The sequence below is a fragment of the Mycobacterium sp. P4_H6 genome, assembly GCF_056400845.1.
On record NZ_JBFUKN010000014.1, the window covers coordinates 49,565 to 65,433 of the forward strand.

Genomic DNA, 15,869 nt, shown 5'->3' on the forward strand with positions numbered 1-15,869 from the left:
GGGTAGGAGGCTTTGGTCCCGGAATCCAGGTCATACGTCACCACACCGATGGGATGACCTTCGGCCTCGGGGGAGTGGCCAAAGACCTCTATACCGGGCACCAGCTCTGCGCGACGATCTCGGAATGACCGCAGTCCGCCTCAACGATGAATCCTGGTCGTGGGTCGCCTGCCGAGAGCCAAGGACGCGCACATGAATACGGTCAAACCGGTGATGGTGGGGATCGATGGATCAAAAGCCGCACTGAGGGCCGCATTTTGGGCTGCGGACGAAGCCATTGCACGGGACGTTCCGCTGTGCCTCGTCCAAGTCACCGACGCTATGGGAAGCGACGGCAAGGGTGCGGTTGCGCGCGCCGAGCACGTTCTGCACACGGCGTGGAAGGCAGTGGCGGCCACCGGCAAGTCGGTCGATCTGGAAACCGAAGTTCTGGAAGGGGACCCAGCAGAAGTACTCACTGACGCGGCGGCCCGTAGTGTCTTGATGTGTCTGGGGTACAGGGGAACTCACGACAGTGGATCAGCAAAGCGGGGTGCGACGGCCGCGTCGGTCCTGCGGCACGCGCGATCGCCGGTTGCGATGGTGCGACGGTGCGCCGATCACACCGACCCGTCGTATCATCGTTGGATCGTCGTGATACTCGACGAGTCGGTCGATTCACATTCGGTGTTCGAAGCGGCGTATGGCGAAGCGCTGCTGCGGAACTCCCCGCTTCTGGTTCTCGCCGAGCGTCCGGCGCTGGACTGCACCTCGTGCGATGATCCGGCGCGGGAATGCATTCGTGCCAGGCTGCAGCGCTATATCGAGCGCGTGGGCGGGAACCCGGCCGCTGTACGGATGTGTGTGCTCGCCATGCCGGACGATCTCCTGACCATGATGAGGCAGAGTGCAAGCATCGATCAACTGCTGGTGCTCGGCGAAGACAGACGTGACTTCATCGACCAGCTGACCGGAGTCGAAAGTCGAAAAGTGCTACGCAAATCCTGGTGTTCGCTGCTCGTGGTGCGAGATGGACAGAGGGTCGACTGATGCACACCCCGGAAAACAAGTTTGTCGCCGCGATGAGCGAGCGGGAGTGCTGGTCTCAACTGTCGTCCGTGACGCTCGGCCGGTTCGCCACGAGTATCGACGCGAAACCCGACATCTTCCCGGTGAACTTCGTGGTCCAGCGACGCACCATACTCATCCGAACAGCCGAAGGGTCGAAGCTGGCGGCCGTAACGGCCAATCCATGGGTGGCATTCGAGGCCGACGATCATGATGTCGAACGCGGCTGGAGCGTCGTGGTTCATGGCCACGCCGAGTTACTCGAGTACGGCGCGGATATCGCGCTGGCGGAGAAGGCGCAGGTGTTGCCGTGGACCGCGACCGCGAAACCGCTTTTCATCCGCATCGATCCCACCCGGATCACCGGCCGGAGCTTTACGTTCGGCTCTGAGCCGGCCCCGGCCTGACGGGTCGAGATACCGGACTCGGGCCTCACGCAGTTTCGGGTAACTCGGAGAGTCGGTGTACCACCAGAACTGCTCGTTCAACCTGGGCTGCTGCACCGCCACCTCCACCGCCGACAAGTCCCGCCACGTCGGCAGCGGTAGCTGCATCCGTGACGACAARTCCGCCGATGTCGGGGTTACTGCGCAGGAAGTGGCTCATGTCGTGGGCAGTGGCGACGGGATGAATGTGTACGTCCGGGAAACGCTCCTGCCATTGAGTCACGAGGACATCCAACGATGAATAAGGGGTATCGCCGAAATCGAGGCGCCAGACGCCCACTGCCAGCACCGGCCAATCCCGAAGCCTCGCTTGCACGATCGCCGTCTCGATGAGGTCGTCCTCGACGTACATGCTGACGGGTACCAATACCCAGTTGGACTGCATGGTGGTCGGAGTGGCGCGGCTGGGGCGCCGGATGATCGCCACCGGGCACAACGACTGCTCGGCGACGTCGGCCGCCGTCGAGCCCAGCAATGCCATGGCGGCTCGTCCGATGCCCGAGGAACCGACGCAGATCATTGCGCCCTCCCGGGATTCCGCCTGCAACACACCTGCCGGATCGCCCTGTGCGATATCGGTCTCCACACAAACGCGGTCGTCGACTTTCTCGACGGCTTCGCGTGCACGATGAAGTGCATCCTTGGCTTCTTGGACTGCATCGCGATACTGGGCGGCCGACAGGGGCCCCCGAAGATCGGTCCTGATGACGTACAGGAGTCGTAACGGTCGTCTTTGACCGACTGCTTCGCGTACTGCCCACAATGCCGCTGATAGCGCCTGTTGGGAGCCGTCGATACCGACGACCACGGGTTTCGGTGTTGTGGAGGTCATGTCGTGTCCTGTCTGACAGAAAATCTGGCTCAACGGCATCGGTGCGGGACCCGCGGGTCACAGCGCGCGATGCGGTTCCGCAACGAGAACTGAGCAAGGAAGATCGAGAACCTGCGCAGTCATTGATTTCCGGTTGACTTCGACCAGACTGCGGCCTCTCCCGTGTCCTACCACGATCAGCTGGGCGTCGTGGGCGTGACGGGCGATCTCATCGAAGGGGTCGTCACTCACTTCCACGGATTCGATGACCAGTCCAGGATTTGTCAGGCGCCATCGTGCGATCGAACGCTCTAGGTTTTTCAACGAAGCCTCCGTTGAGCGCGCATGGCGAACGTCGTCTCGATGCGGACGGCCCTTCTCGCGAAGAATTCGCAATGGTGCCGACCTCAGCCGTGCTTCCTCGACAGGCCGTGCGACGACGAACGCGTCGCCGGGGTCGCCGTCGGCGCACGTGACGATCCATCCTGGATGTCCGCCGCTACGCGGCGCCGATCCCCGGATGATCGCTACCGGGCAATGGGCCCGGGCACTCAGAGCGGTGGCGGTGGATCCACCGCGACGAATACCCGTAGCTGTGTGCTCGCCGACGGCGCCGATGCAGACCATGACGGCAGTTGGCGACGCATTGAGTAGTGCCTGTCCCGCCGTGCTGCGCACGATCTCTGCTTCGATCTTCACCGGCTCACACGTGGACTCGACCGCGGTGACCGCGCGCAAGATGGCGCATTCAGCCGTAGCGAAGTCCTGTAGGTAAGTCTGCCCGTCACCGGGGATTGAAGCCTTCGGTTCGATCGCCGAGACGAGACGCAGCGGTAGGTCCCGGTCGACGGCTTCCCGCACAGCCCAGAGGGCCGCGCCGATCGCCTCGCGCGACCCGTCGATGCCGACGACTACCGCCGGCGAGGGCGGGGGTATCTCACGCATTTGACATCCTCCACCCTGGAATTCTGAACCTGTGCGCCGACCGTATCCAGAGGTCCACGGTGTGAGCAGGGACGAAGGTCCTCCACTCGTCTGCCGTTGGTCCCAATCGCCGCGTTTCGCGCCCCGCGCCCTGATCTTGACTGCATGCTTTATTGACGCTGACGTCGAAAGTGGGGTTGCGGTGGCTCGGTTGCTGCGGTCGTCCGTGCTCCTGATCGCCTTTTCTGCGGCATACGCGCTGTCAGTCGTCGCCGGCCGCGCCACCCGGCTCGCCGGAGGCGAGGTCGCGCTCGTCTGGCCAGCCGCGGCGGTCGCAATTGTCTGGGTGCTGGTGCTGCAGCAACGCGGGCGGCGAGAACGCGCGGCCCATCTCGTAGCCCTCGGCGCACTGACATTCGCGGTGAACATCGCGACCGGCGCGCCTGTTCCGCTGAGCGCCTGGTTTGCACTGGTCAATGTCGCGCAAGCGGTAGTCACAGTCGCGGTGTTGACCTACCGGAGAGAGGAAGTGGTGCTGCACGATCCTGTCGACCTGGTTCGTCTTCTCGCTGCGGTCGCTGCTGGCACGGGTTGCGCAGCCCTACTGGCCACCACTTACATGGCGACGGTCCTGGATGCGTCGGCATCGGCGACATTCGCGCTCTTCGGCGTGCGCAACGGGGCGTCCGCGCTTTTGGGGCTGGCGATCTGGCTCAAACTCCAGGACATCGAGTGGACATGGCCACGTCTGTCACGGTCGGCCGTCATCGAGTCCGTGTTCGTCGGCGTGGGTGTTGCTTTCGTCTTCTTTTGGGTCTTCTGGCTGAACACCGGTGTGCCGATGGCCTTCCTGACACTGGTGGCCGCGATGTGGGTGACGCTTCGGTACAGCACGACCGTCAGCATGACGTTTCTCATCGTGGCGGGCGTGTGGATCATTTATGCCACCTTCGTGGACAAAGGGGTCTTCATCGTCCAAGATGTGGAGGCTCGGGCGATGCTCTCGCAGGCGATGGTCTGCAGCCTCACGGTGATCGTGCTGACGTTGTCGCTCTATCGCGACTCTCGCGCGCGCCTCATTTCGCAACTGGAACAGGCGCGCGATCGTGCGGATCAAGACTCCGAACTGCTGGGCGCGGTGCTCGACAGCATCCATGACAGCGTGATCCTGGTCGACAGCGCTGGCGACGTCGTGCTGCGCAACGCCAAGGCGACCAAAGAACCCGACCTCGTGGACGAACTTGTCCGGGCGCTGCCGGTCAACAGCTCGGCCGGGCTGGCCGTCGCCTTGTCGTGCGATGTCGTCCTCGGCGCCGAAACTCTCCGGGTGATCGAGACGACGACCGCACCGCTTGCGCTTCGTTCATCCTTCAACGTCACCGCCTTTCGTGATGTCACCGAGGAAAGGAAGACTGCACGGGCCCTTCGCGAGGCCCGCGATCTGTTCGCTGGAGTGCTGCACGCTGCTTCGGAGCAAGCAATCATCGGCACCGACCCGCTCGGGCGCATCACCGTCTTCAACAACGGCGCGGAGCGACTCCTGGGGTGGACCGAAACCGAGATGCTCGGCCGCACTCCTATCGACTTCCACCTTGAATCTGAAGTCTCGGCTAGGGCGTCCGAGCTCGGCATCCCGACGGGCTTCGAGGTATTCGTGCACAACGTCACACCGGAAGCCGCCGAGATTCGGCAGTGGACGTACGTGCGACGTGACGGCACCCACGCGGCCGTCAGCCTGGCGGTCTCTCAGATGACCAATGAGGACAGCAGTTGTGCGGGGTACATCGGCGTCGCCACGGATGTCACGGAACAGAAAGCGGCTGAACAGTGGCTGGCGGAGAGTGAAGAGCGGTTCCGGCTGGCGTTCGATACTGCGCCGATGGGCATGTTCATGTTCGAGAACTCTGGGCGAATCACGCGCTGCAACCGCGCCATGGCCGCTCTGCTAGGCCGGTCGATCGCCGAGGTTCTGGAAACGACCGTGGCTGCGCTCGGAAGAAATGAAAGCGACTCTGCATCAGTAGGTCTTGGTGTTTTACTGACGCTGAGTGATGACCAGAAGTTCGAAGCGGAATTCGCGTTCCAGCGCCCAGATGGCGGTACGGTGTGGGGCGCGGTATCGGCCTCGGTGATAGCGCCGTTAGGTTCCATACCGTACGGGATCTGTCTGGTCGAGGACATCACCAGTCGCAAACTCGCAGAGGCCGAATTGCAGCATCTGGCCCTACACGACCGGCTCACCGGACTGGCGAACCGCGCGCTGTTCATCGACCGCGTCGAGCAGGCCCTTGCCAATGCCGGACAGGATGATTCGCGGCGTGTGGGCTTGATCTTTCTTGACTTGGACGGCTTCAAGGCGGTCAATGACACGTGGGGCCACGCGCAAGGTGACGACGTGCTAGAGGTGATCGCGCGCCGGATCAACGGCTCGATCCGGTCCAGCGACACGGCCGCAAGACTGGGGGGTGATGAGTTCGCCGTCCTCTGTCCGGATGTATCCGAAGTCGCCGACGTGCAGCGTGTCGCCGACCGGATTCGAAACGCACTGCACCAGCCGGTCGGGATCGCCGTTGGTGGGGTGTACAACCAGCTTTCGGTGAGCGGCGGCGTGGCGATCTCGCAACCAGGATGCACGGCGCAAGGTCTCCTGCAGAAGGCGGACGCGTTGATGTACCAGGCCAAGCGAAGTGGGAAAGATTGCATGGCGCTGGCCGAGACGTCAGAGGAAGCAGCCCTGCACCGCTCTATGCTGCTGATCCCGGAGCTGGACAGGGCGATCACCCTGCACGAATTTGCGGTTCACTTCCAACCGATCGTGAATCTCCGGACTGCCGAGAATGCGGGAGCGGAAGCGCTTCTTCGTTGGCAGCATCCCAAGCGCGGGCTGCTCAGACCATCCGAGTTTCTGGCTGTCGCCGAAACGTCCCGTCAGATGCCGGCCATCGGACGCTTCGTCCTCCACGAAGCGTGCGTCCACGCCGTACGGTGGCGCTCACCGATGGATACGGCTGCGGTATACGTCAATGTGTCGGGTCGGCAGCTGGAAGTGGGTGACTTCCGCGCAGATGTCCTCGAGGCTCTCGAGACAACTGGGCTCGCGCCCGGTCGGCTCGTTCTCGAATTGACCGAGACCTATGCCGGGCGGGTGGCCCTTTCCGCCAAGGCCGACCTCGAGCAACTTCGCCAGATCGGCGTACGCGTTGCCATCGATGACGTCGGCACTGGGTTCAGCGGTCTCGCCAAGATCGTCGACCTACCAATCGACATCTTGAAGATCGACAAGCAGTTCATCAGCGGACTACCGCATGACCCGCGTTGCGAGGCGATCACCCGTGCGGTCCTGAGTTTGGGCGAAAGCCTGGGACTGTCGGTGATTGCCGAAGGCATCGAGTCCCGCGAGCAGTGGGATCTACTCGTCGACTGGGGTTGCGAGATGGGGCAGGGCTACTTGCTCGGACCACCCACACCGGCGAAGCCGGATGAGCTGCGGATGCTCGAAAAATGATTTTCTGACAGGTAGGTGCGTGACGTCTCGTGTGAAAAAGCGAAATAGTAGGAGAGGTCCTTGGGCGCGTAGGTCGGGACTTTGGTCGCTAGGTCGATGCGATCGAGGGCAATAGCGTCGGCTGTGGCACTGACCCACGAGGACAAGGATCGAACATGGCACATACCAAGGAATCGACGGCGCCGGCACAGCACTCTGCTGAACTGATGGACGATGTGCGTGATTCCGCACGAGCGGGCCAACATGCAGCAGGCGAAGCGCTGCGGAAGTTCACCCGGGCAGTGGATGAGGCGATACCGGAAGCGGTTCAGCCGTTGCGGGCGAAGATCATCGACGCGGCGATCGACCTGGCTGAAGGTCTGTCCAACGCCCAGCATCAATTCAACACGAAGCTGATCCGAAGTGCGGACCGCGCATTGAGTCGCTCGGACGGTGACCAGGCGTAGTGGCTTGGGGCGGGCCCCGGCCCCTCGGCCGGGCTCGCCCGCAACGCTGTATACCCATCGGCGCATTGAGCACCGCTAGCGGAACCTGGAGATCTCACGGACGCCCACGCTGCAGGCATCTTCTGCGAGTCCCATTGACGACGAACGATCGCGAACATTCGCCTGTGTCAACGACTTTCGGCCCTAGTTGGCGGCCGGGTGTCTTGGATAGCGTTCGGTTACGACTACCAGGGTGAGGAGCGCGACGATGAATGGTACGGCCGGGAAAGGCAAAGATTGGTCTGTCGGGGTTTCGGTCGATGAGCACGACGATCACACCCGCGCTACCGCATGGATGGTGGGGGATGTGCGCAATCTGACCGGCGTGGGTGTGGCACGGCGCAATCCGAGTGATCATGATGTGCCGGAGATCGGTGACGAGCTTGCGGTCGCCCGGGCATTGGCCGACCTTGCCGCTCAGCTGCTCAAGGTCACGACCGGTGACATCCAGGCCGTGACGCACGAACATGTATCGGTGTTGGACTGAATCATGAACGTGATGTCGCAATCACGCAACGGCCCCGGCGAGGTATCACCGCAGCCGCGGCGACGACGGTCCGGGGCGTTTGCCGCAGTGTCGGTTCTCATCGCGACCTTCACCCTCCTGGTCGTGTCGGTCATCCTCGTGTCCGACAGGTCGCCCGAGTCCAGTGGCGTCCAGGACATCGATCATGGTCGGCGCGCCGCATTCGCCGTGTGGTGGCACGACGCCTATCCGGACATCCTGGCGCTGCAAGCTGTTCTCGATGAGGCACAAAGGGCCTTGCGCCGCATGGATCCAGTCGGACTGTCGTCGGCCTGCCAGGTGATGCACGACGTGGCCGCAGTGCAAGTGCCCTCGCACCTGCCGGCCCCCGAACGAGATCTCGGTGCAGAGCTCAGTGCTGCGGCGGCGGATGCGCACTCTGCCGCACACATGTGCTTGTCGGTGGTCGAAAAGACACCGAACAATTACGATGCCGAGTTCGTGTCCAACCTCGAACAGTCCGGCCGACAGGTCAAGTCGGCGATGGCGACTGCCACCGAGTACCTGGCGGGACCCGCTACAGGGCCGACCGGTCAGTGAGCGGCGGCGAACGCGCATCTGGCGCGGCCGCGATACCGCTCCCTCCGGCTCCGGAGATGGATGTCCTCGGGCCGACACAGCTCAGATGCCCTTCAGTTCACGGGCTGTCTCTCCTCAGGTCGTCACGCTCATGAGCGTTGGTACGCATGGGCTGGTCGCCCGTCGGAGCTGATCCGTTACCGGCTACTCCGCGGCGGAAGCTGCGTGAGATTGCCGGCAAGATGGACGGTTCGTCACTCGCGTCAACATGACGCAGCGGGGTCGCCCCACTGGGCGCGGCGGTTGGTGACCGCACGTCGGCGGATGCTGCAGTACGCGAGGGTAGTGCGACTCATTCAATGTGAAGGGTCCCACCAGAGACCAGAGGCTGGACGCGCCCGCGGCATTCGATCTCGATAGGGGGTGCACCGGTCGGGTCGGCCGTGATCTGCGCGCTGCGTCCGCTGATCGTGAGGCGCAGGCGATGGCCCCGATACCATAATGAGGACGTGAGTCGCCCTGAGTCCTCGGGCCACATTGGACCGAGTATCAAACGATTTCCGCGCGCCTCCAGTCCCGTGAAGCACCGTTGGATCAAGTCGATACTGCCGGCCATGGCAGCCAGATGAATGCCCTCTGCAGTGGTGCCGCCCTGGATATCGGTGACATCGGACTGGAGTACCCGGTGGAAGTAGTGCATCGCGCGGTCCCGGTTGCCTCGCGYGGACACCCATGAGTGGACGACAGCACTCAAGGTGGATCCGTGCGAGGTGCGGCCGAGGTAGTAGTCGATGGTCTGCGGAATCTGTTGAGCGCGAAAGCTATAACCCAATCGCGCAAAGATTTCTCGTAGTTCGTCGGCTGAAAAGAGGTAGAACAGCATGAGTACGTCGGCTTGTTTGGATGCCTTGTATCGGTTTACGTCGTTTCCCTCAGCCTCGAGAATCCGGTCGAGACGACCGATGTCTGCGTAGCGTTCCCGGTACCCGGCCCAATCGAGTTCCTGTAACCGCTCGTACCCCTCGAATTGGCTGATCACCCCGTCGTGGAAGGGAACGAACATGTTCCTGCTCGCCGCTTCCCATTGCGCCAACTCGTCACTGGCGACCTTGAGGCGGTCCAGCAGATCCAGTCTGTCGGGCAGCGGTAAGGCATCGAGGACATCGAAGGCGCGGAGGATCACCCACACCGCCATGAGATTGGTATAGGCGTTGTTGTCGACGCCCCCGTGCGGTCTGTGCGGATAACCCGAATGAAACTCGTCAGGTCCGATCACTCCGTTGACGACATACCTACGTCGCACGGTGTCCAGCTGGGAGCGGCTGACCCAGAATCGGGCAACCTCGACGATGACCTCGGCGCCGTGCTCGATCAGGTACTGCAGGTCACCTGTGATCTGGTAGTACTGCCATACGTTATAGRCAACCGCCGAGCCGATGTGGTGCGCCAGGTGACTGCTGTCGGGGTTCCAGCGGCCGGACAGTGGATTGAGGTGCAGCGTCTGACTCTCCTCTCCTCCGTCACTTCCGGACTGCCAGGGATACATCGCCCCCGCATACCCGCGGGCTGCCGCCGCCCGCCGGGCCTGAGATAAACGTCTGCTGCGATATCCGAGCAGAGAACGCGACACGTGGGGAAGTCGGAACGCCAGCAGGGGTATGACGAAGAGCTCATCCCAGAATATGTGGCCGCGGTACGCCTCACCGTGCAGCCCCCGAGCGGGTACGCCCACGTCGAGGTCGCTGCTGTGCGGGGAAATGGTCTGTAAAAGGTGCATCATGTGCAAGCGCAGAATTCGGACCGATTCAGCCGGGAACGGTAATTCGAAATCGAACTTCTGCCACAACTGCCGCCAGCTTGTGCGATGAGCATCAAGCAACTCATCGCACCGGCCCAGCTCGGGCAGGAGCTTCAGCGCGGCATCGTGCGGCACGGATATGGCCTTGTCGTGACCAGAGAAGATCACGGCGGTTTTTTCTACGGTGAGCCTTTCACCGCGTTCGATGTCACAGGTGAATTCGTATACTGCACAGAAGGAGTCATTGAGGTACCGGGCATTCGTGTCGACACGACGATCGCCCTGCCACATGGAGGTGCGGGTCGCCACGGCAAGGGTGACTCGGGATTGCTCGGTAGTGGCGTCGACCAGTACGGAGCCACCGGACAGGTCTGTCATCGAAACCGTGCCGAGGTGGCGGCCCGAGAGCGCGCCGTAGCGCGTCACGCCAGAGTTCACGACACCGGCGTCGGTCATGGACCGGATTTCGATTGATCCTGACCAGTTCTCGGCAACGATGGTCGTCGTCAGGGCGCAGACATGCGGGTTGTGCATGGATGCGAACCGCCGCTGGGTTAGTGACGTCCGGCGCCCGGCCGAATCTTCGAACACCACCTCACGCAGGCACTCTGCGTGCCGAATCTGCATCGTCTGCCGGTAGGAGAGCACATGGCAGTCATCGATGTCGAACCACGCGCCATCTCCGAGTCGGAAAGTCAATGGTAACCAGTTGGGCAGGTTGACAATGCTCTCATTACTGATCGTCACACCGTCGATGACATCGGTCACGCGGTTGTAGACGCCCGCGGCGTAGGTGCCCGGATAGTGATCGGAGCCGCGATCGGACTCCGGTGCCGCGGCGCGGGTCACCAGGGTGCCGTTTCCGGTCGCGCACAACACCTCGCGCAGGCGTTCGGATGCGGCCTGGTAGCCCTCGAACACAATGCTCCATGTATCGCGATCGGGGAGTGTTCGGTGAGACAACCCCGATGCGAATCGGGACAGCAGCTGTGTTACCTCGTGTGGTGACTGGAGCGAAAAATGTGCCGCGGTGGCGCGGTCTCCAGTTTCGTCAGACCGCACGAGGATACCGATCCCATTGAGCCGGACCGCTTCAAAGCAGTCCTCGTCAGTGAGATCGTCGCCGATGTAGATCGGCGCGGGTGCTCGCGGTGCATCGATCTGTCGGGCGATCCAACGCATTGCATCGCCTTTGCCGAAACCGGTGACTGGCCGGAGTTCAATTACCCGGCGGCCGTGGGTGATGCGGAGTCCATGTCGGCGACCGGCCGCCTGGACCGATGCAGTCACATCGCCAATCCGCGAGGCCGCCGTATTGCGATAGTGCACGGCAATGCACAACCGCTTGTTCTCGATGTACACGCCCGGGATGGTGGTGAGAGCAGGCCCGAGTTCGTCGATTGCCCTCTGCAGCGCACGGAGTGATTCGTCGGCGATGACATGCTGGTGGAGGCGGCCGTCGGGGTCCGTGATTTCGGCGCCATGGGAACCGGCATACCACAGCCCTCGAATGCCCACCTTGGCGTGCACGTCGGACACCCTGCGGCCGCTGATGATCGCGACGGGGCAGGCTGCGTGCAATGCGCGCAAAGCTTCCGCGGCAGCGGGTACCAAAGTGGCGGCAGCCGGGGTGTTGGTGATATCCGACAGCGTGCCGTCAAAATCCAGAAATATCAACGCAGTACGGTCAGCGGTCACGGAGTGTATGTGTTCGAAGCTCGATAACGCGGAAGGCAGCGCGGATATGCGGCGATAATCCGTCCGCAGGTCGATGACGAGTGGATCATCGATCACGTCGTCGGCGCCTGCGGCCAGCAACTGGGCGCTATTCCCACCTTGTGTGACACCGATGATCAGTCCCAAACCAAGGGCGCGGGCGGCAGCTATCCCCGCGGCCGTGCACTCGACGACGACACTGCGATGAGCGCGGACTCCCAGCCGTCGGACCGCCGACGCGAGCTGCGCCGAGCGAGAGCCGCACGTCGGCTCCGATTCTGCCGGAATGATTTCGGTGACGATCCCGGTGTCACGGAGCCGACGCACCAACGTGTCGACATGTGCGCCGGCCGGTGTTGTCTCGGTCGCGCCTTTGCCCGGGCGCGCAAGGCTGAGAAGAACTCCATCGTGGTATCTGGGGTCGATGGTGACCCGAGTGACATCGGGTACGGCCTCCTGCGTGTTGTCTGCGCCCACCGATCAGTGCCGCCATCCCTGAGTGCGAGCTACGCGAGGTGCCCTGCCAGTGATCATCCGGCGCACCTCGCCGGGCAGATCAACACCGAGCAGTCTGTGTTCACCAGCGCTTCGTGCACCGGTGACCTGAGATCGCCCGACGCCTCATCCGTTCGTGCACGGGCCACGATCAGCAGTTCGATCGACGCGGCACGTCTGTGCAGGTAGTTTGCAGTAGTTCCGCGCTCAGCAGAAATTTTGATGAGAAGGTCAGGGTGGCTGTCGCGCAACCAGTTCAATCGGCGTTCCATCTCTATGCGGGTGCGACGGTTGCCCTCGGTGCGTCCGTGAGGATTTTGGACATCGGTGAATCGCGGCCGCCACGTCGACACGATCTGCAATGGGGCGCCACGCAGCCGTGCTTCAGCTATGCCAAGTTCGATAACAGCTGCACAACAATCAGTTTCACTGATCTCGATGACTACGATATTCGCAAGTGGCGCGGTACCGGAGCCCGGACGGATGACTGCGACCGGACACTGGGCCATCGTGGCCAATCTGACTACGCCAGCGCCGATGTGAAGGTCCGCTGAGTGCTCCACGCCGCCAGCGCCGACGCACACCAAGGCCGCGTATCTGGAGGCGTTGATGAGCCATGCGACTGGTTCGCCGCGCTGGATGTTTACTTCGATGGCTATTGGCGTTTGAGGTCCATTGACAGCGCGCTCGCTAGTTCGGACAGCCGCTTCGGCGGCAGAAAGAGCCTTGTTCGCGGCACTCTGGTTGTCGCCTGCGTCCATGACGTAGGTCAGCCGAAGCGGTGCGTGACGTAGCGCGGCCTCGCGGGCTGCCCATCGGGCGGCCGATATCCCTGCCGTTGAACCGTCTACACCTACGACAACCACCGGCTGAGAATCATCGGTGCGCGCAACACTCATCTCTTTTCAACGCCTCAGCCGTGGACGGTCATGACGTCGGAGAGTGCTCTGCGGGGGGTCGGGGCCGGTGTCTGCTCGTCGGCCGGAGCGCGACCCATTCTGATCAACAACTGTGGCAGTCCGCGGCCGGTCAAGTTCTGGATGACTTCACAGCTGGCCGGTACTTCCGTCAGGTGGCTCAGCGTGCATGAGGCGAGATCGGACACGGTCGCCGACAACAGCGCTGCCGAAAGGGCTTCGCCGCAACCGAGCACGTCCAAACGGGTGTCATCGTAGGTCGACAGCACGACGACGAGTGCCTCGTCCTGGGGAATCGTGGCGCGCTGCTCGCGGTGATGCGTGACCGGGAATCGGCGCCCCATCCCTACGCGTTCGCTTTCTGTTGCTGACACCAACGCGCTGTGTGGAATCCCCGCCGTCGGTTCGGGAGATGAGGTCCACCAGTGCAACTCCGCGTGGTACTCGGAATCATAGAGTCGCGCAGACTCACTGAGTGCGGCCGCTTCGCAGAGCGCGGGACGGGCATCCGCGCCGAGAACGTCGATCAGGACTGCCTCACCGACGGTTCGACGCAACAGCGGCTCGAAGGAGTCCCAATCCGCCGGCGCGGCGAAGGGAAGACGATCCGTCCTGCGCCGCCGAATGGCTTCGGCGCGCCGCCGGTGGCCCTCGGTGACATACGTCATCGGGCTGAAGGTGATCGTCGCAAGGTGCTTGCGATTGTTGGGGTTGGGGTAGCGGTCTACCTCGACCGTCCATCCTGCGGCAGCTGACGCCACCCGGAGGTGATCGAGAACCGCCCCACAACTGAGCAAGGCCTGCCGGCCCGAGGAATCGGATGCGACGAGCCGGTGTGGATCCAAATGGAGTTCGAGGGTGTCATCCCCGAGCACCCACTGCCACGGTTGGCTGTTGTGAAACGACGGGGCCCGGCACGCCAGCTGGAGCGTCTCGTGAAGAGGATGCGGCCACATGGTGGACCGAGGCATAGGGGTTCCTCTCGGCGAAGACATGTTTCTCGAGTCGACCTTTGCTCAATCGGACGCAACGGGTTAGGGCCATAAGTCCCCAGGTGCGGCTCCCTTGTGCACTCAGCTGCGTCCAGAGGCCTTTGTGCCCCTGAGAACGAGGACCATTGCTACTCGGGCGGGGCCGCTCGGCCGCTTCTTGCCTCATCTGCCGGGAAGCACGATTGTGAATATGAATGCAGTGCCCGATCGGACCGTGGAGCCCATCGAGGCGACCTGTCCTGCCGAAATCCGCGAAACCCATACCGGTCTCGTCGTACTCGTCGGTGAACGCGCTTACAAGGTCAAGAAGCCTGTGGTCACCGACTTTCTGGACTTCAGCTCTATCGAAGCCCGGGAAAGCGTCTGCCAGCGCGAGGTGAGCCTCAATCGACGGCTGGCGCCGGCGAGCTATCTCGGGGTCGCTCATATGGTCGGGTTGGCGGACGGTCCTGGTGAACCGATCATCGTGATGCGCCGCCACCCCGACTCGCTGTGCCTGGCAACGTTGGTTTCCCAGGGCATGTCCGTCGGAGCCGAGCTGGAGCAGATTGCCTCCTTACTGGCCCTGTTCCACCGGAAGGCCGATCGCAATCACCTCGTCGATACGTGTGCGACGGTGCACGCCGTCACCGCCCGCTGGCGGGAGAATCTGGTCGAACTGCACAGCTATGCGCCCGAAGTCCTCCCAATCGACGGCGTGGTCGAACTCGAGCGGCGGTTCGCCGAATTCATCTCAAGTAGAAGGGCTCTCTTCGAGCAGCGCATCGGGGAACGCCGGATCGTCGACGGTCATGGTGACCTGTTGGCCGCCGACATCTACTGCCTACCCGAGGGTCCCGTGCTTCTGGACTGCCTGGAGTTCGATGATCACCTGCGCTACGTCGATGGTGTCGATGATGCGGCGTTTCTCGCGATGGACCTGGAGTTCCTGGGCCGAAGGGACCTTGGAGCATATTTTCTGAGTCAGTACTGCCGGCTCTCCGATGACCACGCGCCGCCGGCGCTCATCGACTTCTACATCGCCTACCGCGCTGTGGTGCGTGCCAAGGTCGACTGCATCCGGGTGGCACAGGGGCGCGCCGATGCTCGCCACGATGCCCGCGCACACCTCTCGATCGCGCTCGAACATCTCAGGATGGGGACGGTTCAGCTGATCATCGTCGGAGGCGGCCCCGGTACCGGCAAATCAACGTTGTCGCGCTCGTTGGCCGCCGACATCGGGGCGCAGGTGCTGTCGACCGACGACATCCGGCGGGAGTTGCTGGAGTCCGGTCGGATCCGTGGTTCTGCCGGCACTCTACGGGCCGGGCTGTACGCCCCCGAGAACGTGGACGTTGTCTATGACGAGGTCTGCCGGAGAGCGCAGCGGCTGCTGGCCGGCGGGCAGACCGTCATCCTGGACGGAACGTGGAGAGATGTCCGGCACCGCCGTTCGGCGCATGCGGTCGCTGATGACCTTTCCGTGCCGGTCATCGAATTTGTTTGCGAGACGACATTGGACAAAGCCAAGGCGCGCATCGCAACCCGGACGGACTCGTCTTCTGATGCGACTGCGCAAATGGCCGCGCCCCTCACACCGGACCTCGATGACTGGGTCGGCGCCCATCGCGTGGACACCAGTCGCCCAGCGCACGAAATCACTGACGAAGCGCGGCAGATCTGTTGCACAGGAATGTGAACGTGCCGCC

The 15,869-nt window shown here is 62.9% G+C and carries 12 protein-coding genes; 7 read left to right on the top strand and 5 right to left on the bottom strand.

Translation table 11 applies throughout. The features are described from left to right. Positions 1-192: 192 nt before the first annotated feature. Together AC1DTF_RS08245 and AC1DTF_RS08250 are read left to right on the top strand one after the other, a co-directional pair. Complete coding sequence (locus AC1DTF_RS08245) at positions 193-1,029, top strand: universal stress protein (protein ID WP_477473720.1); 837 nt, start codon at positions 193-195, stop codon at positions 1,027-1,029. Continuing rightward, the gene (locus AC1DTF_RS08250) at positions 1,029-1,454 is read left to right on the top strand and encodes a pyridoxamine 5'-phosphate oxidase family protein (protein ID WP_477473721.1); all 426 of its coding nucleotides are present in this window, start codon (positions 1,029-1,031) and stop codon (positions 1,452-1,454) included. Before AC1DTF_RS08245 ends, AC1DTF_RS08250 begins: the two co-directional genes overlap by 1 nt. Positions 1,455-1,479: 25 nt before the next feature. Here the strand turns inward: AC1DTF_RS08250 and AC1DTF_RS08255 are convergent, their stop codons facing one another. Next, positions 1,480-2,325: a universal stress protein gene (locus tag AC1DTF_RS08255; RefSeq protein ID WP_477473722.1), complete on the bottom strand. Its 846-nt coding sequence runs from the start codon at positions 2,323-2,325 to the stop codon at positions 1,480-1,482. A gap of 57 nt (positions 2,326-2,382) precedes the next feature. Then, positions 2,383-3,249 (bottom strand): universal stress protein, encoded by an 867-nt coding sequence (locus tag AC1DTF_RS08260; RefSeq protein WP_477473723.1) that lies wholly within the window; start codon positions 3,247-3,249, stop codon positions 2,383-2,385. Between the two features lie 205 nt (positions 3,250-3,454). Between AC1DTF_RS08260 and AC1DTF_RS08265 the strand changes: the two genes are divergently transcribed. From AC1DTF_RS08265 to AC1DTF_RS08280, 4 genes are all read left to right on the top strand, one after another. Continuing rightward, positions 3,455-6,733, top strand: a complete 3,279-nt coding sequence (locus AC1DTF_RS08265) for a bifunctional diguanylate cyclase/phosphodiesterase (RefSeq protein ID WP_477473724.1) — start codon at positions 3,455-3,457, stop codon at positions 6,731-6,733. A 206-nt stretch (positions 6,734-6,939) separates the two neighbouring features. Next, positions 6,940-7,179 carry a hypothetical protein gene (locus AC1DTF_RS08270; RefSeq protein ID WP_477473725.1) on the top strand — a complete coding sequence of 80 codons (240 nt, stop codon included), beginning with the start codon at positions 6,940-6,942 and terminating at the stop codon, positions 7,177-7,179. A 247-nt stretch (positions 7,180-7,426) separates the two neighbouring features. Further along, positions 7,427-7,705 carry a dsRBD fold-containing protein gene (locus AC1DTF_RS08275; RefSeq protein WP_477473759.1) on the top strand — a complete coding sequence of 93 codons (279 nt, stop codon included), beginning with the start codon at positions 7,427-7,429 and terminating at the stop codon, positions 7,703-7,705. Between the two features lie 12 nt (positions 7,706-7,717). Then, positions 7,718-8,284: a hypothetical protein gene (locus tag AC1DTF_RS08280; RefSeq protein ID WP_477473726.1), complete on the top strand. Its 567-nt coding sequence runs from the start codon at positions 7,718-7,720 to the stop codon at positions 8,282-8,284. Positions 8,285-8,615: 331 nt separating this feature from the next. On the opposite strand, the gene otsB is transcribed toward AC1DTF_RS08280, so the two are convergent. Genes otsB through AC1DTF_RS08295 form a run of 3 tightly spaced genes read right to left on the bottom strand, consistent with a single transcriptional unit; the run spans position 8,616 to position 14,160 of the window. Next, the gene (otsB, locus tag AC1DTF_RS08285; RefSeq protein ID WP_477473727.1) at positions 8,616-12,254 is read right to left on the bottom strand and encodes a trehalose-phosphatase; all 3,639 of its coding nucleotides are present in this window, start codon (positions 12,252-12,254) and stop codon (positions 8,616-8,618) included. 53 nt (positions 12,255-12,307) lie between these two features. Further along, complete coding sequence (locus AC1DTF_RS08290; protein ID WP_477473728.1) at positions 12,308-13,171, bottom strand: universal stress protein; 864 nt, start codon at positions 13,169-13,171, stop codon at positions 12,308-12,310. A 14-nt stretch (positions 13,172-13,185) separates the two neighbouring features. Continuing rightward, positions 13,186-14,160 carry an Acg family FMN-binding oxidoreductase gene (locus tag AC1DTF_RS08295; RefSeq protein WP_477473729.1) on the bottom strand — a complete coding sequence of 325 codons (975 nt, stop codon included), beginning with the start codon at positions 14,158-14,160 and terminating at the stop codon, positions 13,186-13,188. Between the two features lie 211 nt (positions 14,161-14,371). Here AC1DTF_RS08295 and AC1DTF_RS08300 point away from each other — a divergent pair, with 211 nt between their 5' ends. Further along, positions 14,372-15,859, top strand: coding sequence for a bifunctional aminoglycoside phosphotransferase/ATP-binding protein (locus AC1DTF_RS08300; RefSeq protein WP_477473730.1), 1,488 nt, complete (start codon positions 14,372-14,374; stop codon positions 15,857-15,859). Positions 15,860-15,869 lie beyond the last annotated feature (10 nt).